Source organism: Nitrosomonas sp., from assembly GCF_019635155.1.
Lineage (GTDB): Bacteria > Pseudomonadota > Gammaproteobacteria > Burkholderiales > Nitrosomonadaceae > Nitrosomonas.
The window spans coordinates 41054-64997 of record NZ_JAHBZY010000007.1 but is presented as its reverse complement, the minus strand read 5'-3'; the positions used below and the strand labels follow the sequence as shown (position 1 = coordinate 64997).

The following is a 23944-nucleotide window of genomic DNA, read 5'->3' as shown; positions in this document are numbered from 1 at the left end:
TCCGCGATGTCCTTCAAGTCCAATAGATTCCTCGATTATTTTACTTTATGGTCATGTTAACCGTTTTGTTTGAGGTCGTCCGATAAGAAGCTTTTGACTTGGACTTTAATTAATAATTTGAAGGTATTTTGAAAATACACGCTGGTCATCAATGAAGAAAATACGCTGGTTTTTTTTGAGTTATTTTCTGGGAGTGGGATTGTATTCCGCGGATTGCTTCGCCGAATTAAGCGGTAGCCTGACAGGAACCACACATTATATCTGGCGCGGCTACTCAAAAAGCGATGCTAAACCCGCTGCTCAAGCCAATATCGATTACGAGTTCAAATCGGGTATTTATCTCGGTACTTTCGCTTCAACAGTTAACTTTGCGGACTACGGATTCAAGGATCGATCAACCCTGGAATTCAGGCCATACATGGGTATTACGTATACATTATCAAATGATTGGCGAATTAATACTGAGTGGACGCGCTTTATTTATGATGGAAAAATATTCGGAGAGACCGCGGATTATAATGAGTTTTATTTTTATGGCCATTTTCGTGATTTGTTAACGGCCAACTTCAGGTTTTCCGAAAATAGCTATCAGCAACATCACATGTCATTCAATTACGAGGTAGCAGGCCGTTACCCCATTACTGACTCGATCGAAATATCCAGTACGGTTGGCTACAATAACCAAAAGCAAGCGCTGCATTATGATTATCTTTATTGGACTTCCGGGCTGACTTTGCATTTTTCCCGGAATGTCGGTATAGACGTACGATATTACGGGGCGATGCATACTTCGACTAGAAAAGAGGAGCCCTTCCATTGGCAATTTCAACCCCATGCGGTCGATAATCGCATTGTATTCTCCATAACAGCCGGATTTTGATTTTTCTGTTATTTTTCTGAAAATGAACCTTTTATTGATTGCGAGAAATATACAAGGCAGTTTGATAGAAAATATGATTTTCCATTTTGGCCTATGAAGCAGTATGCACGAATTATCAGTGTCAAAAATGCAAAAAACCTTTAGCACGCAAGAACAACAATTTAAGGAAAAAAATTTGATCGCAGAAACTGCTGCCGGTAATGGAAAATCATTTGAACAGCTATATCAGATTTATTTTAATCGGTTGTATCAATTTATTTTCCATATTACAAGACGCCAGGATAGCATTGAAGAGATTATTAATGATGTGATGTTTGTCGTTTGGGAAAAAGCATCGACTTATGATCATACATGTCGGCCTTCCACTTGGATTTTAGGGATTGCCTACTTAAAAGCGCTAAAAAGTGTCGAACAAAGCATAATCAGAGAAGATCGGGCGATTGAGTTTAATGATGAGCTGGATTATTTTCCCGATAAAGGCGTTCAATCAATTTCTCAGTTGGAAGTCAGCAACTGGCTTGAAGTTGCATTCGATAAACTTTCCACAGAGCAGCGTGCAGTGGTGGAAATGACGTATTTCCAAGGCTTGCATTACAAAGAAATTTCAGAAATTATGCAATGTCCTGAAGGTACGGTAAAAACCCGAATGTTCCATGCGCGAAAAATTTTGGTCAAATTGCTTCCCGAGCTTTCTGAGAGGAATTAGAAGATGTTATCCATTAATCCCCAAAACACCCCTAAAAGTGACCATCAAGAAATATGGAACTTGTTGCCTTGGTATGTAAACCGGACATTGGATATCGCCGAGCGAGATATTGTAAAAAGACATATTAAAACGTGTATTGCTTGTCGAATTGAATTGGATCGGCAACAGCAAGTATTCGAGAATATTCAACAAATAGATCTGTTAAATCAAGTATCGCAGGTTTCCTATGCGCAGTTGAAAAAAAGAATTAAAAATCATACGGAACCGGATGTTGTTGCGATACAGAATCAGCCTGATAAGCCATCGAGGTTTTTTACTTTCGAGTGGATGGGTTTTTTTAAATATACAGCGCTGGTCGCAAGTTTATTGCTGCTGGCAGTTCCATTTATGTTAATTTCATCAATCGACAAACCGGATTTTGGAAGCGAGTACAGAACATTGGCTAATTCATCCGAGGGTGAACCGAGAAACAATGTCATACGCATCGTTTTTGCGGATCAATCTGATTCAGAACAGATTGAAGTTATTTTAGAAAGCATTTCAGGTCGAATCGTGAAAGGACCTTCGCAAAATGGTGTCTATGAGGTGGCGATCGGCGATCAGTCTGTCGATACGCAAAAGATTACCGACACTGTTGCGCAATTACGTAAAAATTCAAGGGTCATTTTTGCCGAACTTGCTCAATAACTACTTACTTTTGACCAGAGTCTACGATGATACTAAATAAGCTTATGAGAATCCGCCTATACTTATTCATGCTATTGGCGGTGATTCCGGCTTTTTTGCCGGTGAAAGCGGAACAGGAATTATTGATCGATTCTAAAATTTTTGATGTTAAACAAGCCGATCGCATTATATTAGTAACCTATGCTGACAAGAGCATAAAGCGCATTCCGATCGGGTCGGTTAATCAAAATTATCGCCGAAGAGGTGAATACGACAGTTCAACTTGGAGTAAAAGAGTCGCGTCGAGCATTGAATCAGATTACAAATTACAGATCCTGTCACAATGGTCAATCAGGGAAATTGGGGAACATTGTGTTGTATATTTGATTCATGAAGATCAGCTTATGGATGATGTTATCAACGCATTAGCAGAGGATGACCGTATTGATAATGTTCAATCGATGGGTATTTTTCGAGTGATGGCGGATAAGTACAGTGATCCCTATTACCGGTTGCAAACGAATATTCATTCGATCAACTTGGCTGAAATGCATGGCCGAACAACCGGGAAAAATGTATCGATTGCAATTATTGATACCGGTGTTGATACAAAACACCCTGATTTAGAAGGACAGATCCAGCTTACTAGGGATTTTGTTACCCATAGTTCACCGAATTTTTTCAGTGATCTGCATGGAACAGCAATCGCAGGTGTGATTGCCGCTAAAGCTAACAATGGGCAGGGTATCGTCGGTATTGCACCGGATAGTCACGTAATTGCACTAAAAGCATGCTGGGAAGTACGAGCTGGTAGCCTGGAAGCTATTTGCAATAGCTTTACTTTGGCCTTGGCGATCAATACGGCTATTGAGATGAAGGTTAATGTTCTTAACTTAAGTTTAACCGGTCCGTATGATCCGCTCCTGGCCAGGTTAATCGAAAAAGCCATTCGGCAAGGTATTTTTGTTATCGCTTCGCAGTCTGACAGAGAAGATGTGGGATCAGGGTTCCCCGCCCGGCAACCTGGTGTCATTGCAGTTAGAAGTAACGGGAGCAAAGTTACGCAATTAGTCAATGAGAAAAATCAAGCATTCATTATATCCGCGCCTGGAGAAGAAATATTAACCACATTGCCCAATGGCGCGTATGATTTTGTATCGGGCAACTCCCTCGCCACCGCACATGTTTCAGGCTTAACAGCCTTATTATTGGAGTTAAAACGTAGTTTAACCAATCGAGAACTATACCAGCTATTAGCCAAAGCGAATGAACCGGCTTTCTATAAATTGATCAGTGGAAGCTATCTGAACAATCTTGTGAGCATTACATCGGAGGATAATAAGTTGTAGCATAAGGGTAGTTAATTTGCACAATATAACTACCCGGATTTAAAAGCTAATATCCAGTATCACAGCTCTTCGCGATGTTATGAGCGCAAAACCCATGGCCCTTCGCTCAAGTATTCCAGGGGCTTCCAAGTTGTATCTATTGACTGATTAAATCATTGAGAAATTTATAATCCACCCATTTTTTCTCGGAGTGGGTTCCTTTGATTTCCTCAAATGGTTGAGAGGGTTCGCCAAGGTCTGACAAAACCGTGATTGCGCCGCTAAAATTTTGTGAACGGGTGTAACCGCTGACCGTAATGAGCGTGGGAAGCTTTGCTGCCAACGCTGACTTCAATCCATTTTCCGAATCTTCAATGGCGATACACTGATGCGCTGCTAAGTTGAGTTGATTCAGTACCCATTGATAAATATCGGGTGCTGGTTTTTTTAACGGCACGATATCACCAGCACCGATTACATCGAACCAGCCAATCGATTCTTCACCTAAAGTCGATTTGAGTAAGGCGGTAACATTTTCCATGGTGGTTGTGGTGGCAATCGCTATTTTTATTTTCTCTTGGCGCAACTCTTGCATTAATCGCGCAACGCCCGGGCGTAACGGTATGTTGCCAGCTTCCATCAGCGCTTCAAAGTAACTGGTTTTGGTTTTGTGCAAACTGGCGATCCATACCGTTAAATCGCTTTTATTGAGCATAGCCGGAGCATACTGTTCCATATAAAAACGAATCCGCTCTTTTCCACCGGTCACTTGTAATAATTCACCGTAAAGCTCAATGTCCCAGTTCCAATCGAGTCCGAATTGCTGGAATGCGGCATTGAAAGCGAGGCGGTGCCCATCCTGCTCAGTATCTGCAAGAGTGCCATCAACGTCAAAGAGTACTGCTTGTAGTTTATTATTTGTATTCATTAGATTAATTGGTGTTGGTTATGGTCGGATGTGTGATGGTTTGCACGTTGCAAGCGGTCTGCAATGGCCAACCAGTTTGGATGCTCGGGAGGTGCTTCAACCAGTAAATAGTCAAAAGCCGCTTCATCAAACTGACGTAATTTTGCATACAATTGTTTGCCATAATCAATCGGATCCGCCGGCATGACAAATTGTTCGATCGACTGATTAATAGAGTGCGGTTTATGGGTGCCTGACCATGTTATTACCAGTACATGCAAATTCTGAGCGGCTAATATTGAAGCTTGCTGCCATATCTGGGTCGTTGGAAATAATCGCAAAGGGGTTGTAGGTGCATAATGTGCGAGCAATGATCCGGGGGTACGGATCGCATGATTAGTAGTGTTCGCTACCACGACAGGTTCATCCAGAACCGCTTTGATTGCGGATAATGAGATTCCACCGGGTCGCAATATCATCGGCGACTGTTCATGAAAACTGACGATGGTGCTTTCCAAACCTACTTCGCAAGACCCGCCGTCGAGAATCATATCAACATTGTTTCCCAATTCTTGTTGCACATGCGCCGCAGAAGTCGGGCTGATGCGCCCAAACCGATTTGCTGATGGAGCAGCCAAGGCTTTTTGGGGTCCTAATATATCCAATAAAGCCAGTGCGACTGGGTGTGCTGGTATGCGTATCCCAACAGTGTTCTGGCCACCGGTGACATCATCCAGTATGTGGCGGCTACGTTGCAGAATAAGTGTCAGCGGCCCAGGCCAAAAGTGACTGGCCAATTTCCAAGCGGATTCCGGTATAGCCCGCGCCCAATAATCCAGTTGTGAAATTGCATGAATGTGCACGATCAGTGGGTGATTTGCGGGGCGTTGTTTTATTTTGTAAATTTTATGAACAGCCGCGGCATTTGTAGCATCTGCACCAAGACCGTAAACAGTTTCAGTGGGAAAAGCGACCGTGCCACCTTCATTTAATATTCGAGCGGCTGCGGCAATCCGATTCAGTTGCTCTGGTGATAATCCGGATTGCCCAAGTTCGTGGTGTATCTGTTGCATTTCTGTAATTTTGAATATTAAATCGGTACGAAAGAATGAATTCGATTGATAAAAGACTTATGGATTTCTATCGTACCAATCATAGCCCAGTATACCCTGCATCACCCGGATAAAATAAAAACTTAACCAATTAATCAGATAATTGCGCCAAGAAAAAAAGTTTTTATCGGCAATCCTCACAGGGGTGGATTCTTGCGTAATAGTTGTTTTTAAGCTTGTTCTTAATTCATTGGCGAACGAAAGATTATCAATGAGAACATTCGCTTCTCGTGCTAGCAGCAAACTGAATGGATCAATGTTCGAGGAACCAACGGTTGCCCAATGTTGATCGATAACCGCTACTTTAGCGTGCAGGAAACTGCGATTATATTCGTAAATTTTAATCCCGGCTTTCAATAAATTTTCATAAAGCGCCTGAGTTGCATGATATTGCAAGCGATATTCAATTCTTCCTTGCAATAATAACTCAACATTGACACCTCGCTTAGCAGCTTCTTTTAGCGCATTGCTAAATTTTCTTCCGGGCAAGAAATAAGCATTGGCAATGATAATTTCAGTTTCTGCCTGATTGATGGCATCCAAGTATGCGTGTTCAATATCATGGCGATGGCGCCAATTATCGCGGATGACAAACGCCGCTTTTTGGTCTCCATAGCATTTATCTGTTGGCGTAATCGCACTCGCACTCGATAGACTCCAGCGTTTCTTTAAATGCGCCCAAGCGACTAGCATCCATAAATGTTTCACAGCTTTATGTATCTGAAGCAATAATGGGCCTTGGATAGCCACAGCATAATCGAAACGCGGCGACAACTTTTCCGGATTATCTTGATCGTCGATAATATTAATTCCACCGGTATACGCGATTTGAGCGTCGATAATAGCAATTTTTCGATGCATTCTGCGTAACCGGTAACGTCGTGGCATTGCAAAGATAAACTCTGGCCGGAATATGAGCACTTTCATACCGGCATGTAACATCCGGTTGATTTCTTCTACAGGAAAATCTTGCGAACCAAAGCCATCCAATAGCAGATATACGGATACGCCGCGTTGCGCGGCGCGTTTTAAAGCTGCTGCAATTTTGCCGCCGATGGTATCGAATGCAAAAATATAAGTTTCGACGTGTATTTCATATCGGGCTTTTTCAATTGCCGCTTCCAATTCCGGAAAATATTCTTCGCCATTGCGTAATAGGGTGATATGGTTGCCTTCAACAAAATGAAAGTTTTTCATCAATGGATCATTTTCGTTGCTGGTGCAGCATATTAATCTCCTGGCTTACATTATTTTCCGGCACCGGTTCTGCATTGATTACGAAATTTTCAGCATTCTATCCAATGCGATTCGCGCCAGCTTTGCTTCGTTTTCAGGTACTTTGATTTGATTGACAACATTTCCATTCACGAGATTTTCCAATGTCCACGCTAAGTGCTGCGGATCTATTCGAGCCATTGTGGAGCACATGCAAACCATCGGCGACATAAACTGAATAATTTTTTCTTGCGATTTAAATTCTTCCGCAATCCGGCTGACGAGATTCAGCTCGGTGCCCACCAGCCAGCGGGTTCCGTTATCTGCCGCCGCAATGGTTTTTATGATGTATTCCGTTGAACCGACATAATCGGATGCTTTGCAGACTTCATAACTGCATTCGGGATGCGAAATGACGATGCCATCGGGATGTTGATTGCGGAAGCGGATAATATGTTGCGGTTGAAACATTTGATGTACCGAACAATGACCTTTCCAGAGCAATATTTTGGCATTCTTGATTTGTTCCGGTGTCAATCCGCCCATCGGCTCGTCAAAATTCCATACCGGCATTTCTTCAAGTGAGATACCTAGCTGATGACCGCTCCATCGGCCAAGATGCTGATCCGGAAAAAACAATACTTTTTCCCGTTGTTTGAATGACCACTGCAAAACCTTGCCAGCATTGCTGGAAGTACAAACGATACCGCCATGTTCACCGCAAAAGGCTTTCAAATCGGCAGAAGAGTTAATATAAGTCACTGGTGTGATCATTTCATCGGGATCCAGCACTTCAGCAAGCTCACGCCAGGCTCGCTCGACATTTGATAAATTAGCCATATCGGCCATTGAACAGCCGGCAGCCATGTCCGGCAAAATGGCAATTTGCTTGGAGCTTGAAAGCATGTCTGCGACTTCCGCCATGAAGTGCACGCCGCAAAAAACCAAATAATCAGCGCTAGTTTGCGCAGCCAAAAAAGAAAGCTTTAAAGAATCGCCGGTTAGATCTGCGTGCCGGTAAACATCCGCGCGTTGATAATGATGCGCAAGAATGGCAGCACGTTCACCTAATGTTTTTTTTGCCGTGATGATGCGTTGCGCGCACGCTTCATCCTGTAACTGCTCATATTTTTCAAAATCGATAGCTTCTTGAGGCATTGTAATTTGTATCTTCCTATCAGGTTATCAAAATTATCTTCGTATTTTATGCCAAGACATGATGGCAGGTTTGGTATTTAAAGACTTGCAATGAAACTGGCAACCAGGATGATTCGTAAAATGGCGATAAGTGTTCTGTTATAATTCAACAAATAAATAAAGAAAGTTATACATCGGAACTAAGCTTAAATAAAAAAAGTGAAAACAAAGATACGAGCAATATTCTAATGATCAAGCGCCCGTTTATTAGTTCACCGGTAATTCTACTTTTTATTTTGGCATTATTGACATACTGGCTTGATCTCATGACTCGCCCTCCTGAGTACATTAAAGATGAAAGTTTGAATTTGAATCCCGACTATATTGTTGAAGAATTGTCCGGTATTCGAATGGATTATGAGCGCCAGATACGGCGCAAATTTACAGCGCATAAGTTATTCCATTTTTTAGATACGGAAGTTACGCAACTGGAACAGGTGAGTTTCGTTAATGTCGATCCCAAAAATCCCCTGATGCGCCTATATGCCAACCGTGCTGAGGTCATGAACAAAGGAGAGGATGTTTATCTGACCGGGAACGTGACGGCAGTCAGAGGTGCTGAAGAAGATAATAGCAATATCAAAATGATAACTGATTTCTTACATTTGATTCCTAAAGAGAATTTTGTAAAAACAAACCAACCGGTCACTATCGTTCGGTTCGACACCACCATTCAGGCAATCGGCTTGGAGTTTGATAACCGTATCGGCGAGGTGCAGCTTCTATCCAACGTAAAAGCAGTCAATACAAAGTAATTTAAATCTATGATGAAAATAATTCTCGCTATAAGTTTGTTGGGTTTATTGTTTACTAATACGGCCCATGCCGAACGGGCCGATCGGAAAAAGCCAATCTACCTGGAAGCGGATCGCGCCACCGTTGAAGATGTTAATCGTAAAGAAGGCAGCCGAATCAGTACCTTTATCGGTAATGCGATTCTGACGCAAGGGACTTTGCGGATTACCGCCGATAAAATGATCATGAAAGAGGATGTGCAAGGATTTCGTCATGCGACAGCTATAGGTGATCTTGTTACGTTCCGGCAGAAGCGGGATGGACTCGATGAATATGTAGAAGGCTGGAGCGAACGTGCGGAATATGATAGCAAAACGGACAAGATTGAGTTGTTTCGGCAAGCACGGCTTAAACGCGGAACGGATGAAGTTCAGGGAGATTACATTTCTTACGATATGAATAGCGAATTCTTCCAGGTAAAAAGCAGCAAGGAACGTGGAGTGGATTCGGGTCCGGACAAGCGGGTGCGAATAACGATTCAACCTAAAAACAAATCTGAATAAATTATTTTAAGATTGTGCAATCCGATGAGTGAGTTAAGAGCCAGTAATTTAAAAAAGCGATATAAATCGCGAACGGTTGTGCAAGATGTTTCTTTTTCGCTCGGAAGCGGGGAAGTGATCGGATTATTGGGCCCGAACGGTGCAGGTAAAACGACTTGTTTTTATATGATCGTTGGATTAATTTCACTGGATAGCGGTGGTGTTTTTCTGGATGACCAAGATTTAAGCCGATTGCCGATACATCAAAGAGCAAAATTAGGTTTGAGTTATCTGCCACAAGAGGCGTCGATATTCCGGCGTTTGACGGTCGAAGAAAATATTCTCGCAGTATTAGAACTGCAAGACTTGAATGAAGAGACGAAACAGCGGTATTTAGACGATTTATTACACGATTTGCATATTAGTCATTTGCGGGATAATACTGCTATCAGTTTGTCCGGAGGTGAGCGCCGCCGAGTTGAAATAGCTCGCGCTTTGGCATCGCAACCCCGTTTTATATTGTTGGATGAGCCTTTTGCGGGCGTTGATCCAATCGCTGTGATGGATATTCAGAAAGTAATCGCTTTCCTGCGGGAACGGCAAATCGGTGTACTGATTACCGATCATAATGTGCGTGAAACTTTAGGAATTTGCGATCGTGCGTATATCATCAGTGATGGACATGTTTTGGCTCAAGGTCGATCGGAAGAAATTATTGATAATGAGAAAGTTAGAGAAGTTTATTTGGGTGAACACTTCCGGATGTAGTGTTGTGGAACGGGTTGTGTTGTTATTTTTTGTAATGGTTGTGTTTTCAGAATCATGAAACCAGCGCTCCAACTCAAATTGTCGCAGCAATTGCGGCTCACCCCCCAGTTACAGCAATCTATCCGTTTGTTACAGTTGTCGACACTTGAACTGAATCAGGAAATAGAGCGAATTGTTCAGGACAATCCACTGCTGGAGGTGTATGAAGAATGGAATACAGCAACCGTTGACAATAATACTTTCGAAAGTCCATTGGCTCCCAATGCGGAAGAGTTTAATAATGATGCTTCTGCAGAAGAAACCGCACCGCTGAATGACGCCGTGGCGGAAGACAGTTTCGATTCCGGATCGGAATGGCCGCAGGAAAATATTTCGGCAGCGAATGATTATGACGATAATGATCGTGATTCATTACAACTACCGGCCAAGCCGCTGAGTTTGCGGGAACATTTGAATTTCCAAACCTCTTTAAGTCAAATTTCAGAACAACAGAAAAATCTCGTACGGTTATTGATCGATAGCTTGGATGAGGATGGTTATCTGTTGCAGGATTTAGGCGAGTTGCTGGAAATGCTCCCTGAAGAATTGGAAATTGATTTAACCGACTTGGAAAATGCGCTTGGCTGCTTACAGCATTTTGATCCGGCTGGCATCGGCGCGCGCAATTTAAAAGAGTGCTTGGTATTACAGCTGAAAGCATTGCCTGGTGAAGTGTGCCACCGGGAACAAGCCATTAAAGTCGTGCAGGAATATTTGGAAATTCTGGCATCGCATGATTTTATACAAATCAAGCGGTTGCTGGAATGTGATGATCAAAGTTTACGGGCGATACAAAAGCTAATCACTCATTTAAATCCGAAACCGGGCGCACAGTTTAATTCGCACAACGAACGCTATATCGTTCCGGATATAACGGTTACCAAAAAAGCCGGAACCTGGATAGCGAGCCTGAATCAGGCTGCAATTCCACGCCTCAATATTAATCATCTCTATGCTAATATATTAAAGCAGGAACATCATTCTGAACGTGGGTTGATAAACCAATTGAATGAAGCCAAATGGCTGATTAAGAATATTCAGCAACGCTCAAGCACCATTCTCAAAGTAGCCAGTGTAATCGTGGAGCGTCAACAGCAATTTTTTGAGCATGGAGATGTTGCTATGCGGCCACTTGTATTGCGGGAGATCGCGGAAGTGTTGAATCTGCATGAATCAACGGTATCCCGGGTAACCACGCAAAAATTTATGTATACTCCGCGGGGCATTTTTGAACTGAAATATTTTTTTGGTAGTCATGTTGCTACCGATTCAGGAGGGGCTTGTTCTGCAACGGCTATCCGTGCATTAATCAAGCAATTGGTACAGGAAGAAAATCCAAGGAAACCACTCAGCGATAATAAAATTTCAAGCATTCTGGAACAACAAGGAATTGTTGTTGCTCGTCGCACTATTGCAAAGTATCGGGAATCGTTACAGATTCCTGCAGCCAATCTTCGTAAATCCATTTAACAGAATAAGGGAACAATAATGAACTTAAAACTTACCGGCAACCATGTAGAAATTACTGATGCAATGCGTGATTATGTCACTTCGAAAATTGGGAAGATTACACGGCATTTTGATCATGTCATTGATGTCAGCGTCATTCTATCGGTCGAGAAACTCAGGCAAAAGGCCGAAGCGAATGTTCATATACGTGGCAAAGATATTTTTGTCGAAACCGATAGTGAAGACATGTATGCATCCATCGACAGCCTGATCGATAAACTGGACCGGCAGATACTGAAGCACAAGGAGAAAAATTTGGAGCGGCGAAATCACGGTGCCTTAAAAGATCAAGAGTTGGAGTGATCCGGAATATAAAGCTTTTTCTTTCTTTGCATTTTTTAGCAATTTCTGAATACTTTTCTCGAAAGCATTTTGACTGCAATTCAAGAAACTGCAGACTTAATTTTTTGTTTATAAAATCTATTTTACATGAATCAGATTTCGCAATTGTTACCATTATCGAATGTCATCGTCGATCTGGATGTTACCAGCAAGAAACGTGTTTTCGAGCAAGCCGGATTGTTATTTGAGAACACCAATCACATTGCGCGGAGTCAGGTTTTTGATAGCTTGTTTGCACGCGAGAAGCTTGGTTCGACAGGGCTGGGGCAGGGAGTTGCGATTCCGCATGGCCGCATTAAAGGCCTGCGTGAAGCTGTGGCTGCGCTGGTGACGATGAAAGAAGGGATACCGTTCGATGCACCCGATGGGCAACCGGTCAATATTGCTTGCATCTTATTGGTGCCGGAAAAAGCGACTGACAAACATTTGCAGATTCTGAGTGAATTAGCACAGATGTTCAGCGATAAACAGTTTCGTGAAAGTATCCTGCAATGCAAGGATGCTGCCGCGATTCACAAACTCATTGCTGATTGGGAGTCACCCGGTGTCGCGAATTAGCATTGCACAACTTTTTGAAGACAAAAGGGATAAACTCAAGCTCAGTTGGATTGCGGGTCAAAGCGGCAGTTCGATTGAACTGAGTGAAGACGAAATTTCCCAATCGGGTCAGGGTATGATTGGTCATCTGAATTTTATCCATCCGGATCGCATTCAGGTGATTAGCAGTGATGAAATTCACTATCTGAACAAGCAGGAAGCTGCTTCTTTAGAGAAGAAGATCAATCAGCTTACGCATAGCAATTTGGCCTGCATCATTGTTGCGGATGATGCGGAGGTTCCCATCGCGATTCTCGACATGGCCAATACGTACAATATTCCCTTATTACACTCCCCGTATTCCGGTCTGGAAGTAATTTGGCTGATAAGAACGTATCTGAGCGGCATCTTGGCGCCTTCGTGCAGCTTGCACGGCGTGATGCTGGATGTGCTGGGAATGGGTGTCATGATTACCGGCGAGAGCGGTGTCGGTAAAAGCGAGCTTGCTTTGGAATTGATCAGCCGCGGTCATGGCTTGGTTGCCGATGATGTCGTGGAGTTGCGCCGGATCGCACCGGAGACATTGGAAGGCCGTTGTCCGCCGATGTTAAGAGATTATTTGGAAGTACGCGGACTGGGGATGTTGAATATCCGCACTATTTTCGGTGAAACCGCGGTGCGGCGGCGCAAGAACATGAAGCTGATCGTACATTTGCAAAATAGCGGAGGAAGTGGTTCCGGTGCTCTGGAACGGCTTCCGATCAGCGATTTGACTGAAAGTATCATGAGCGTCGATATCCGCAAGGTTATTATTCCAGTAGCGGCGGGGCGCAATCTGGCGGTACTGGTGGAAGCTGCGGTTAGGAATTATGTATTGCAATTACGCGGTATCGACGGTACCAAAGAGTTTATAGAGCGGCACGAACGCGTCATGAACGAAGAATCGTCGGATAAAAATCAATCATAGCAGGGAAGCTTCTTTATTCATTCCGATCATGATCTCACATAGCAATGCGGACAAGTATAAGCAGTCCTGACACGATTACCTTGGCGTTTACAGGCGCATCGGGAATGCCGTATGGAATTCGCTTGCTTGAAGTGTTGCTGCAACAAAACAAACAAGTCTACTTACTTTATTCAAAAGTCGCACAAATCGTTGCACAGCAGGAAATGGGATTGGCGCTGCCGTCCAGCGCCAAAGAAGCCGAAGCCTTTCTTCGTGGCCGTTATAACATTTTTGACGAGCAATTGCGGGTGTTCGGTCGCGAGGAATGGTTTGCGCCGGTTGCATCCGGCTCCAACCCGGCCGATGCGATGGTGATTTGTCCTTGCACGATGGGAACTTTGGCGGCCATTGCTGCCGGGATGAGTCAAAATCTAATCGAGCGTGCGGCTGATGTCATGCTGAAAGAAAACCGTCCGTTGATTATCGTACCGCGGGAAACACCGTTTTCCATGATTCACCTGGAAAATATGTTAAAGCTGGCACGAAGCGGCGCTACTCTTCTCCCGGCGAATCCCGGTTTTTATCATCATCCGCAAACCGTGCAAGATCTGGTGGATTTCGTGGTTGCGCGCGTGCTGGATCATTTGAACGTCAAGCATGATCTGATGCCGCGCTGGGGCGGGGAAGGTTGATATTATAGTTTCTTTAAAGTCACTTTGAATTTTGAAGTACTGAAGCAGGAATTAAATGGTGTGCTTTGGTTTGAAAAATTCCGGCTTCTGTGACGATATAATGCATTGAAATATCATGCGCTTGCGGATATATATCCGGCAAGCGCTGCAACTCGAAAGCGATGCCGATGGTTAATGGCTGGTGCTCGTAGGTTGCAAGCGTGCGATCATAATAACCGCTACCGTAACCCAGCCGGTAACCTTGCGGATCAAATCCTACCATCGGCACGATGATTGCATCGAGCCTGACAATCGGGGTGTTGTCCGGTGCCGGAATTCCATAGGCGCCGTTTATCATCGACATATCCGGCAGCCATTCGCGAAAGCGCAGCGGTTGGAATTTCTCGACGACTTCCGGCAAAGCCAGCGTTGCGCCACGTTGTAGAAAATACTCGGCAATAGGGCGGAAGTCATATTCACCACGAAATGGCCAATAGATCCCGATTGTCATCTGTTGCGGCTGCGCTAATCCTTGTTTGAGAAAAGCCGAAATCGCTGCGCTCCATTGCCGGCGCAAATGTTCCGCAACCGCTTCGCGCGTTGCAATCAATTGCTTGCGTTGCTGCTTTTTCCATTCGACCAGATTATCCATATTGTTCGATGAGAGAAGAGGAGGGAGTATAGTTCTGCAAAAAGTTTCGTTTTAAAAGTGCGCGCACCGGCGCCGGAATTCCTTGCACGATCGCTTCCGCCGGTTTTAACCAGACATAATCCGGAGACGTGATCGAATTATCCGAAACAACATGCAATAGCTGCGGGTGAATGCGTAATTTGAAATGCGTGAATTGATGATCGAACGCCGGTAATTCAACCGGTGGTCGAACTGCAAAACCCCATTGCCGATGGCAATAATCCATGACATCGGCGCCAATTTCCATTTCCGGCGGACACCATAATCCTCCCCAGATGCCGGGTGCCGGTCTCTTCTTAAGCAGCAATCGCTGTTGATACTGTAGTAACAGCAATACGGTTTCTTTCCGGGGTAATGGTTTGCGCGGTTTGGCAGTAGGCAATTGCGTGGTGCGTTGTTGCTGCCAAGCGATGCACTGCGGCTGTAACGGGCATATGCCGCACTGCGGTTTATCCCGGGTGCAGATAACAGCGCCCAGATCCATCAAAGCCTGAGTGTAAGTTTCGATATTATCGCCACGATGATCGGCGGGGAGTGATAGCTCGGCTTTTTGCCATAGCAAGTTTTGAATCTTGGGTTGTCCGGGATAACCCTCGATACCGAAAAAACGCGCAAAAATCCGTTTCACGTTACCATCGAGAATGGCTTCGCGTTGCCCGAATGCAAAGACTGCAATCGCAGCGGCTGTCGAACGGCCGATACCTGGGAGCTGTTGAATGGTTTCCCGCGACTCGGGAAATCTTCCATGGTGTTCATGCACAATTCTTTGGGCGGTTAAATGCAAATTACGCGCACGTGAGTAGTAACCCAAACCGCTCCACAAAGTAAGCACATCGTCGAGATGTGCTTGCGCCAAGCTATCAATCGCAGGAAAAGTTTGCATGAAACGCACATAGTAAGGAATTACCGTGCTGACTTGCGTTTGTTGCAACATGATTTCCGATAGCCAAATCGCATAAGCATCACGGCTGCGCTGCCAAGGCAAATCATGGCGTCCATGCAACGGATGCCAACGGATTAAACTTTGAGCGATGAATGACATTGGAAAGTGTGCAAATGATCGGCTGATGAAGAAAGCATCAATGCGGATTAGCGGTTAACGATAAATGTTATTCGAAAACCACTTCCTGGAACTTGGCATTGGGTGTGAGCACTTGCATTTTGGCGAGCAGCATTAGATCAACTTGGTGCCGGTCATCGTTTTCGATGACGAGACACTCGCGCTTCTCAGGCGTATTGACGATATCGATGGCTGTGCCTTCGATAACTTGGCCGTCCTTTAAAATGAGTTTCAACTGATAGCGGTACATGCAAGCGACTTCGACGAAATCGTGAAGCTCGCAGTCAATAACTGTATTTGACATCGTTGTGATTTTCTCCAATGAACAACAGAATGCGTACTATACACGCAAAGGCGATATGCAGCGCAACGGCTATGGATCGCTATAGGCCGGTATGCAGCCCCGGTATGCCGATACGTTGGATTTGAATGGCATTGTTACCTTCCTCATACGCCAGTAGCTTACCTTCCTGATGCCATAACCGGAATGCCAGAGAATAACTCAGCACCCGGATCGGATAATCGCGCGGCAGCGTTTGCAAATAGGGCTGTATCGTAGTGAAATCGGTTGCGCCGTATTGTTGCATGATAAAGCGCAGGCCGCCGTTTGCCGGACCGATGTTATACGCCAGCAATCCCAGGAACAAATCGCCGTTCATTTCCGCCAAGTAATGCTTAAATGTTGCGGCTGCGACAAAGGCATTGTGTCGCGAATCATCCAGCAGAATTTTGTCCGTGCCTAAATACCGGCGTGCCTGATTGATCGCCGCTTCCGGCACGCGGGTAATTTGAAACAGACCGCGCCCGCCATCGCTGCTGGTGCGTGGAATGAATGACGATTCGGTAGCCGCGAGACCGTGCAATAAATGGGAGTCGATTCTGAATGTACGCGCTGCTGCTTCGATGACTTGCCGGTATTCCTGAGAGCGATTGAGCATTTTTTGCAACTGCGCCGCATCCTGTCGCCGGTATGCGGCATACACTTGATGCGCGATCGTCACGCGGCCAGCTTCTTCCTTGCCGCCGACCAGCGTGCGGAAATGGCCGTAAGCCAGTGTGAATTGATCATGAGTGACAAACCACGCAGTCTGCAGTGCAAGCGCCACCGATAAAACGGGTATCCAATATTCCGAGCGTATTCGCAACCATTGCCGCAATTTCCACCAGCCGATCAGGAAAAGGCTGACTATCAGTATCAATGCCAAAATTCCTGCGGTAAACGGTAATAAGTTGGCGAAAAAGCCGGTGCCCGAGAATCGGTTGGCTGCATGGCCGAGTAACAAGATAATGGCGCATGCCGCGGCGATGATTAATGCAGTGATTTCAATACCGACCAGCAGTACTTTTCGTTGCAATCCGTCGAACGGATTTTTTCTGGTGCGTTTGTAAGTTCTTGATACTGCGCGATCGCTGCGCATCACCGTATTACGTTTGCGTTTCAGCTTAGGCTTGACCGGCTTTGATACAGGGTTGTCAGTGCGAGTGGTATTATTCACTAGGATACATTCGGTCATTCATTCCGTAACTGCTCACGCTGTAACAAAAACACAAATTCATCTCCGCCGCTGGTTTCCAACCAGGTAAACGGTAATTGCGGATACGCTTGTTCCAACGCATCGCGGTTGTGGCCGATTTCGACGATGAGGATACCATCCTCGGTTAAGTGCTGGGCGGCATGCCGCAGGATCCGCCGGGTGGCGTCGAGGCCGTCATTACCGCTGGCAAGGGCGCTGCCGGGTTCGTGACGGTACTCCTGCGGCAATTGCTGCATCGATTCGGCGTTGACGTAGGGCGGATTGCTAATGATCAAGTCGTAGCGTTTCTTCTTCAGGGATGAGAACAGATCGGATTCGATCAGCTCGATCCGGTGTTCCAATCCGTAATCCTGCACATTCTTTTTCGCTACGGCGAGCGCATCTTTGGAAAGATCGGCAGCATCGATCTGTACATTCTCAAAAGCATGCGCCAGTAAAATAGCGAGACAACCGGAACCGGTGCATAGATCGAGTGCCATCGTGACGTCATTAGGGTCGGTGATCCACGGTGACAATTGCGTTTGCAGCAATTCGGCAATAAACGAACGCGGGATGATCACGCGCTTATCGACATAAAAACTGAATTCGCCGAGCCAGGCTTCATGCGTCAAATAAGCTGCAGGAATGCGTTCATGAACGCGGCGCTCGAGGATGCCGAGGATTTGTTTGCATTCGGTTGCGGTGAGGCGCGCATCGAGAAACGGTTCGAGTTGATCGAGTGGCAAATAAAGCGTTTTCAGAATAAGATATGCCGCTTCATCAAAAGCAGTGGCGGAACCGTGGCCGAAATGCAATCCGGCTTTGTTAAACTGGCTGACGGCAAAACGTAACAGGTCGCGGATGGTATGAAGTTGTGGGTGTGCTTCGGAAAACATGGATTTCGATAATCGGCTGGTTAAATCAACGTTGATAAATAATTTGAACCGGCGTTTTCCGCCGTTACGCGCTGCAATGTAGCACAAATAATCATTCCTTTAGTTAACTTTGTCATTCCGAATTTAAGAAAATTGATGACGGACTTGGATGTTCAGTTTATGCAAGCGGCCTTGACGCTCGCACAGCAAGCGCAGGCGTGCGGCGAAGTGCCGGTAGGTGCGGTCGTAGTGCAGCACGGCATCATTGTCGGACGGGGTCATAATCGTCCGATTTCCGCGACCGATCCGACTGCGCACGCTGAAATCATGGCGCTACGCGATGCCGGAAATCATTTGCGCAACTACCGCTTGCTGGGTTGCACCTTGTATGTCACCTTGGAACCGTGCGCAATGTGCATCGGTGCAATTTTTCATGCACGTATTCAACGTTTGGTTTTTGCCGCGACTGATCCCAAGACGGGTGCGTGCGGCAGTGTGATTGATTTAACGATGGAAAGCCGTCTGAATCATCATTTACGAGTGACTGCCGGGGTACTTGCGCCGGAAGCCAGCAAATTACTGACACAATTTTTTGTGCAGCGCCGCAAACTAGCCGAGTTACGCGATCATGAAAATTAAAATCGATATTACCGCTCAGGAATTGGAATTATTCGATGCGCAAGAACGAGTCATCAGGCGATACCGCATTTCTTCGGCCAAGAATGGTACCGGTCAGGAAAATGGCAGTTTTCGCACACCGCTCGGTAAACATATCATTCGCGCCAAAATTGGCGACGGCCAACCGCTCAACACTGTCTTTATCCGACGCCGCCCAACTGGTGAAGTCTATTCGCCGCAATTGGCGGAGCAGTTCCCCAAACGGGACTGGATTCTTACTCGCATTCTATGGTTATCCGGCTGCGAGCCTGGATTTAATCGTTTAGGTTCGGTCGATACCATGCGCCGTTATATTTATATTCATGGCACACCGGATAGTGTGGAGATGGGGCAACCCGGATCGATCGGGTGTATTCGTATGCGCAACAACGACTTGGTGGAATTATTCGATTTCGTCAGTGCTGGCACAGCGGTTGAAATTATTGCATAGAAAATTGTAATAATTTACCTTAAAATTCAGAATTATCTGACATATACCGGAGAATGACATGGAGCTTCTCAAATCGAAGAAACACTTAATCAGTTGGTTATGGTTGCTTTCCGGTTTAATCGCTGCACCTAATTATGCAGCTGCTGAAGAATGGATTTATACCATTCGCCCCGGAGATAATTTGTGGAATGTCACCGAGCGGCATCTAAACAGTATGCGCTATGTTCATCAATTGCAGCAGCTCAATAAAATCATCAATCCTTTTTCGATTCCGCTAGGAACTAAAATTAAAATACCGGTGGCTTGGTCAAAACAACGAACCGATGGTGTGACTGCGCGCGTAGTGAATGTACAAGGGGCCGCGTTGTTGAAACGTTTGGATATCGACGAAAATATACCGATTGAATTGGGAATGCAGCTTTTCGCCGGCGATGAAATCCGTAGTGAAAATGACAGTTTTGTCACCATAGAGTTTACCGACCAATCGATTCTCCGCTTGCAGGACAGCAGTTTCATTCGTATCGATGCGATGAAAATCTTCGGTGATTTTGGTTTGGTGGATACTTTCGTAGATTTGCAAAAAGGCCGAACCGAAAATGCCGTGCCGAAGGAATCCGAAATCGGCACCCGATTCCGGATTAAAACACCCTCGGCAGTGAGTTCCGTGCGCGGTACGGATTTTCGTGTAGGAATAGTCAGCGGGGAAGAAAGCACCAGCAGTGAAGTGCTTAGCGGATTGGTGCAAGTGACCGGTGACACAAAAGAAGTCGGCATTCCGGCGGGTTTCGGAACCGTCACTGCGACAGGCTTACCTCCCAGCGCTCCGGTCAAGCTGCTGCCGCCGCCGGATCTTGGCAACACACCGTCACTTTATGAACAGTTACCGCTGGCTATTACATTAAATCCACTAGACGGTGCGGTTGCTTATCGTGCGCAAATCGCCAGCGATCAAAAATTCGAGAATTTAAGAACTGAATTTACCACGGAAAAATTACCGTTCCGCGATGGTGATATTCCTGATGGCGATTACTGGCTGCGTGTACGCGGTATTGATGCGAACGGTATCGAGGGCTATGACGCGGTAATCGCTTTTACATTGAATGCTCGTCCCGAACCGCCTTTTATCATTGCACCGCTACCGGATGGCGTGGCGGATCCCATAACTCGGGAATTTAAATGGGCGATACAACCCGAAGCTTCGCACTATATTGTAATGGTGAGCAAGGATGCCGGATTTTCGGATTTGGTTGCGAAGGATACACAAGTTAAAACCAACGATTTCCATTTGACCGAGCCATTGACCCCAGGTCAATATTTTTGGCGAATCGCATCGGTTTCCGCTACCGAGGGCATTGGGCCGTATACGGATGCAATGCCTTTCCGTATGCCTTTTCCCGGCCCGGCAATGGAAGAAACCAAGTTCGATAAATCGCAAATGACATTCGGGTGGCGAGCCGGCGGAGCAGGTCAACGTTTTCACTTTCAATTGGCACGCGACCGGGAATTTCAGAAAATCCTGCATGACGAACAAACTTCGGCTACACAGCTGAGTGTTCAACGCCCGGATGGCGGCACTTATTATCTTCGCACCAAAACCATTGAAGCGGATGGCTTTGAAGGACCCTGGGGACCACCGCAAGCGATCGATATCCCCTATGCTAATCCCTATTGGATGCTATTGCCATTCGCACCGCTAATTGATCTATTAATATGATTCAGTGGTCACAGAAGATTTATCGCGGCACATTTCTGTTGCGCGTATTTCTACTGCTTTCAGGTGTAGGAGCCCTGTCTTATTTTGATACGCTGGAGCGAATTGATGCGGTTTTTTATGACCGGCTCTCGGCGGTACGGCACGATGCTCCCGACAATCATATCGTCATTGTTGCGATTGATGAGAACAGTCTGCGGATCTTAGGACGTTGGCCTTGGTCAAGAAGTGTTCACGCGGAGCTCATCAATCGTCTTCAGAGTGTCGGCAGCCGTGTGATCGCGCTTGATTTATTGTTCGCGGAACCACAGGAAAGTGATTTTTATGCGGATGAGTTGCTTGCATCAGCAATGGCGCACCATGGTCCGGTCATTTTACCGGTAGCCCCGGCTGAGAGCGGTTTTGAGCACGTCTTCTTGGTTGAACCGCTTAGTATCTTTCGTAAGCATGCAATTCTGGGGCATGCCGATATCGAATTGGATAGTGACGGCGTGGCTCGCCGTATTTTCCTGAAGGCAGGCATCGATCAGTCTTCATGGCCGGCTCTGGGGCTGGCAATTGCGGATTACGCGAAAACCCGATCGGCTACGGATAGCCATCAATCTCTCTCCGATTACGGCATTACAGCAGCCGGGCGTTGGGTCCGGACGCAGGAAATGCTAATACCTTATGCCGGACCGCCTGGCAGCTTTCAACAATTGTCGTATATTCAAGTATTGTCTGATGATCAGGTATTGGCTGGTTTAAAAGATAAAATCGTGCTGATCGGTATGACAGCTACCGGCTTGGGAACGAGATTTGCGACACCGGTTTCTCCGATTAACCGGCAACCTATGAGCGGCATTGAATGGCATGCAAATGTTGTAAATATGCTGTTACATGATCGTGCCATCACACCGTTTCCCAACCTCGTGGCAAGTATTATCTCAGCCGCGTGGGTGTTGATGATCTTGCTTGTGGCCGGTGTTTATTTACGTGATATTTCCGTTCTCTCATTATTGGCGATGCTAATGCTCGGATTGTTGCTGGTCTGGCTTTCATTGAGCCACTTGTGTATCTGGTTTCCTCCGGCAGCGGCCATGCTCGGCACGATTTCGATTTATCCATTGCTCAACTGGAAGAGAATTAACGAATTCATGCATTCGTTGTTTGAAACCAAAGTTCAATCCAGCGCTGCATTGGAATCGGTAGGGGACGGCGTCATCACGACCGATGCGCACGATCATATTATTTATATGAACAAGGGTGCGGAAAAGATTCTCAGGATGCCCTTGAATGTTGTACAAGGTGTTTTACTGACCAAACTGATGCGATTGAGTCGAATGCACGATAGCGCTTTAGTGGAATCGGACGATTTTGAATTGCCGCTACCTGCCCCCGATGCCAGTTCGATGCAATGCTATATAAAAACATCCGACAACGACAAACGCGCGGTTCGCATTACCCGGCATGCACTGCGCGATGAGCATGATACCCTGATCGGCTATGTGGTGGCATTGGCGGATATCACCGATACCGTTGAATTAACGAAGCAGATCGCTTACCAGGCAAGTTACGACAGTTTGACCAAATTGCCCAACCGGGTTTTGTTAGTGGCTCGATTTGAAGAATTGGCGGCGGCTCCGGTCAATCATATGATTACCGTTTTTTTTGTAGCATTGGATGGTTTTAAAAAGGTAAACGATGCATTAGGTCATCGTGCCGGTGACGAATTATTAAAAATGGTTTCACGGCGGCTTGTCGATACCGCGGGATCAGATGCTATCGTGGCGCGTTGGGGAGGTGATGAATTTGTATTATTGTTCAACTCGCTGAATAAAAAAGAAAACGCATTTCAGATGGCGCAGAGGATTCTTGAAGCAATCCGGCAGAAATTTCATTTGCTTGATCAGGATATCTTTGTAACTGTAAGTATCGGCATTAGTTTTTTTCCGGACAATGGCGTCAATTGCGAAGAAGTTCTGGAGCGTGCCAGTACCGCAATTCACCGGGTGAAAAATGAAGGGGGCAACAATTTCGGATCTTACTCAACCGAATCTTCGGTGGCATGGACGCGAGACCGGTTGGTGTTGGAAAAGGAATTACGGACAGCCTTGAATGGCGATGAGTTGCTGGTGTTATATCAACCGATTGTCGATGTATATCAGCGGCGTATTGTACGTTTGGAAGCATTGGTGCGGTGGCCGCACCCGAGCCGGGGTGAATTATCTCCGAGCGAATTTGTTCCGTTGGCGGAAAGCGTTGGGTTAATGGGACAATTGGGAGAAAAAGTGTTACGGACGGCGTGCCTGGATGTTCAGCAATTATTACTCGCCGGGCGAGCGATTCATGTTTCTGTCAATGTGCATCCTCATCAATTGTTGCATGGTAACTTTGTGCATACATTGTCACAGGTATTAATCGAAACGAAATTTCCGCCCGCTTCATTGATACTCGAAGTTACAGAATCAGCTGTTGTTTGTGATTTAGGGCGGGCTTCGGAAATTTTGACGCGAATTCGGGCACTGGGTGTTTTGATCGCGCTCGATGATTTTGGTACCGGGTATTCTTCATTGACGCTGTTGCGGGAATTGCCGATCGATATTTTGAAAATCGACAAATCGTTTATCCGGGCCTTGGATCAGAATCTCAATGATTTAACAATTGTCCAGGCCATCATCGGCTTGGGAGGAAACCTTGGATTGGCGATTGTCGCGGAAGGCGTTGAATCGGAAAGGCAAGTGCGGATATTGCTCGATAATCATTGTTATTTGCAGCAGGGTTACTATTTCAGCCGCCCGGTACCGTTTGATGCGATGATGCAACTGCTCAGCGAGGCGGACCAGCCTAACCCGGTTTCTATTGAAAGATTATGCGGCTTGCTTGAAGTAAAACAATGATTCCAC

At 45.8% G+C, this 23944-nt stretch carries 25 protein-coding genes; 16 read left to right on the top strand and 9 right to left on the bottom strand.

Going from position 1 to position 23944, the window contains the following annotated elements; all coding sequences use genetic code 11:
- Positions 1-151: 151 nt before the first annotated feature.
- From KF839_RS06510 to KF839_RS06495, 4 genes are all read left to right on the top strand, one after another.
- Entirely contained in the window at positions 152-880 is a 729-nt protein-coding gene (locus KF839_RS06510; protein WP_292917031.1) for a TorF family putative porin, read from the top strand.
- Between the two features lie 127 nt (positions 881-1007).
- Positions 1008-1586: an RNA polymerase sigma factor gene (locus KF839_RS06505; protein ID WP_292917030.1), complete on the top strand. Its 579-nt coding sequence runs from the start codon at positions 1008-1010 to the stop codon at positions 1584-1586.
- 3 nt (positions 1587-1589) lie between these two features.
- A complete protein-coding gene (locus KF839_RS06500; RefSeq protein WP_292917029.1) occupies positions 1590-2273 on the top strand; it encodes a zf-HC2 domain-containing protein in 684 nt (227 codons plus the stop codon).
- A gap of 26 nt (positions 2274-2299) precedes the next feature.
- Positions 2300-3601, top strand: coding sequence for a S8 family peptidase (locus KF839_RS06495; RefSeq protein ID WP_292917028.1), 1302 nt, complete (start codon positions 2300-2302; stop codon positions 3599-3601).
- Between the two features lie 136 nt (positions 3602-3737).
- Here the strand turns inward: KF839_RS06495 and KF839_RS06490 are convergent, their stop codons facing one another.
- From KF839_RS06490 to nadA, 4 genes are all read right to left on the bottom strand, one after another.
- Entirely contained in the window at positions 3738-4508 is a 771-nt protein-coding gene (locus KF839_RS06490) for an HAD family hydrolase (RefSeq protein WP_292917027.1), read from the bottom strand.
- Entirely contained in the window at positions 4508-5560 is a 1053-nt protein-coding gene (locus KF839_RS06485; protein ID WP_292917026.1) for an L-threonylcarbamoyladenylate synthase, read from the bottom strand. The genes KF839_RS06490 and KF839_RS06485 overlap by 1 nt, the downstream gene beginning before the upstream one ends.
- 57 nt (positions 5561-5617) lie before the next feature.
- Positions 5618-6796, bottom strand: coding sequence for a cardiolipin synthase ClsB (clsB, locus tag KF839_RS06480; RefSeq protein ID WP_292917025.1), 1179 nt, complete (start codon positions 6794-6796; stop codon positions 5618-5620).
- Between the two features lie 78 nt (positions 6797-6874).
- Positions 6875-7972 (bottom strand): quinolinate synthase NadA, encoded by a 1098-nt coding sequence (nadA, locus tag KF839_RS06475; RefSeq protein ID WP_292917024.1) that lies wholly within the window; start codon positions 7970-7972, stop codon positions 6875-6877.
- Between the two features lie 227 nt (positions 7973-8199).
- Here nadA and lptC point away from each other — a divergent pair, with 227 nt between their 5' ends.
- The 8 genes from lptC (at position 8200) to KF839_RS06435 (ending at position 14121) form a co-directional block, all read left to right on the top strand.
- Complete coding sequence (gene lptC / locus KF839_RS06470; protein ID WP_292917023.1) at positions 8200-8766, top strand: LPS export ABC transporter periplasmic protein LptC; 567 nt, start codon at positions 8200-8202, stop codon at positions 8764-8766.
- 12 nt (positions 8767-8778) lie between these two features.
- A complete protein-coding gene (gene lptA, locus KF839_RS06465; RefSeq protein WP_292917022.1) occupies positions 8779-9309 on the top strand; it encodes a lipopolysaccharide transport periplasmic protein LptA in 531 nt (176 codons plus the stop codon).
- Positions 9310-9333: 24 nt separating this feature from the next.
- Positions 9334-10056 carry an LPS export ABC transporter ATP-binding protein gene (lptB, locus tag KF839_RS06460; RefSeq protein WP_292917021.1) on the top strand — a complete coding sequence of 241 codons (723 nt, stop codon included), beginning with the start codon at positions 9334-9336 and terminating at the stop codon, positions 10054-10056.
- A gap of 54 nt (positions 10057-10110) precedes the next feature.
- The gene (locus KF839_RS06455; protein ID WP_292917020.1) at positions 10111-11565 is read left to right on the top strand and encodes an RNA polymerase factor sigma-54; all 1455 of its coding nucleotides are present in this window, start codon (positions 10111-10113) and stop codon (positions 11563-11565) included.
- An 18-nt stretch (positions 11566-11583) separates the two neighbouring features.
- Positions 11584-11907 (top strand): ribosome hibernation-promoting factor, HPF/YfiA family, encoded by a 324-nt coding sequence (gene hpf, locus KF839_RS06450; RefSeq protein WP_292917019.1) that lies wholly within the window; start codon positions 11584-11586, stop codon positions 11905-11907.
- Between the two features lie 126 nt (positions 11908-12033).
- A complete protein-coding gene (locus KF839_RS06445; RefSeq protein WP_292917018.1) occupies positions 12034-12504 on the top strand; it encodes a PTS sugar transporter subunit IIA in 471 nt (156 codons plus the stop codon).
- Positions 12491-13450, top strand: coding sequence for an HPr(Ser) kinase/phosphatase (gene hprK / locus KF839_RS06440; protein WP_292917017.1), 960 nt, complete (start codon positions 12491-12493; stop codon positions 13448-13450). Before KF839_RS06445 ends, hprK begins: the two co-directional genes overlap by 14 nt.
- A gap of 44 nt (positions 13451-13494) precedes the next feature.
- Positions 13495-14121: a flavin prenyltransferase UbiX gene (locus tag KF839_RS06435; RefSeq protein ID WP_292917016.1), complete on the top strand. Its 627-nt coding sequence runs from the start codon at positions 13495-13497 to the stop codon at positions 14119-14121.
- A 19-nt stretch (positions 14122-14140) separates the two neighbouring features.
- On the opposite strand, the gene KF839_RS06430 is transcribed toward KF839_RS06435, so the two are convergent.
- From KF839_RS06430 to prmB, 5 genes are all read right to left on the bottom strand, one after another.
- A complete protein-coding gene (locus KF839_RS06430; RefSeq protein ID WP_292917015.1) occupies positions 14141-14752 on the bottom strand; it encodes a 5-formyltetrahydrofolate cyclo-ligase in 612 nt (203 codons plus the stop codon).
- On the bottom strand, positions 14745-15833 hold the full coding sequence (mutY, locus tag KF839_RS06425; protein ID WP_292917014.1) for an A/G-specific adenine glycosylase: 1089 nt from the start codon (positions 15831-15833) through the stop codon (positions 14745-14747). The genes KF839_RS06430 and mutY overlap by 8 nt, the downstream gene beginning before the upstream one ends.
- Before the next feature lie 67 nt (positions 15834-15900).
- A complete protein-coding gene (locus KF839_RS06420) occupies positions 15901-16155 on the bottom strand; it encodes a Rho-binding antiterminator (protein WP_292917013.1) in 255 nt (84 codons plus the stop codon).
- Positions 16156-16234: 79 nt separating this feature from the next.
- A complete protein-coding gene (locus KF839_RS06415) occupies positions 16235-17365 on the bottom strand; it encodes a lytic transglycosylase domain-containing protein (RefSeq protein ID WP_292917012.1) in 1131 nt (376 codons plus the stop codon).
- Positions 17362-18261: a 50S ribosomal protein L3 N(5)-glutamine methyltransferase gene (gene prmB / locus KF839_RS06410; RefSeq protein ID WP_292917104.1), complete on the bottom strand. Its 900-nt coding sequence runs from the start codon at positions 18259-18261 to the stop codon at positions 17362-17364. Before prmB ends, KF839_RS06415 begins: the two co-directional genes overlap by 4 nt.
- Positions 18262-18396: 135 nt before the next feature.
- Between prmB and tadA the strand changes: the two genes are divergently transcribed.
- The 4 genes from tadA to KF839_RS06390 are packed head-to-tail and all read left to right on the top strand — an operon-like array spanning position 18397 to position 23938.
- Positions 18397-18879, top strand: coding sequence for a tRNA adenosine(34) deaminase TadA (tadA, locus tag KF839_RS06405; protein ID WP_292917011.1), 483 nt, complete (start codon positions 18397-18399; stop codon positions 18877-18879).
- Positions 18869-19348, top strand: a complete 480-nt coding sequence (locus tag KF839_RS06400) for a L,D-transpeptidase (RefSeq protein ID WP_292917010.1) — start codon at positions 18869-18871, stop codon at positions 19346-19348. Before tadA ends, KF839_RS06400 begins: the two co-directional genes overlap by 11 nt.
- Before the next feature lie 58 nt (positions 19349-19406).
- Positions 19407-21062 (top strand): FecR domain-containing protein, encoded by a 1656-nt coding sequence (locus KF839_RS06395; RefSeq protein WP_292917009.1) that lies wholly within the window; start codon positions 19407-19409, stop codon positions 21060-21062.
- The gene (locus KF839_RS06390; RefSeq protein WP_292917008.1) at positions 21059-23938 is read left to right on the top strand and encodes an EAL domain-containing protein; all 2880 of its coding nucleotides are present in this window, start codon (positions 21059-21061) and stop codon (positions 23936-23938) included. The genes KF839_RS06395 and KF839_RS06390 overlap by 4 nt, the downstream gene beginning before the upstream one ends.
- The last annotated feature ends 6 nt before the right edge of the window (positions 23939-23944 follow it).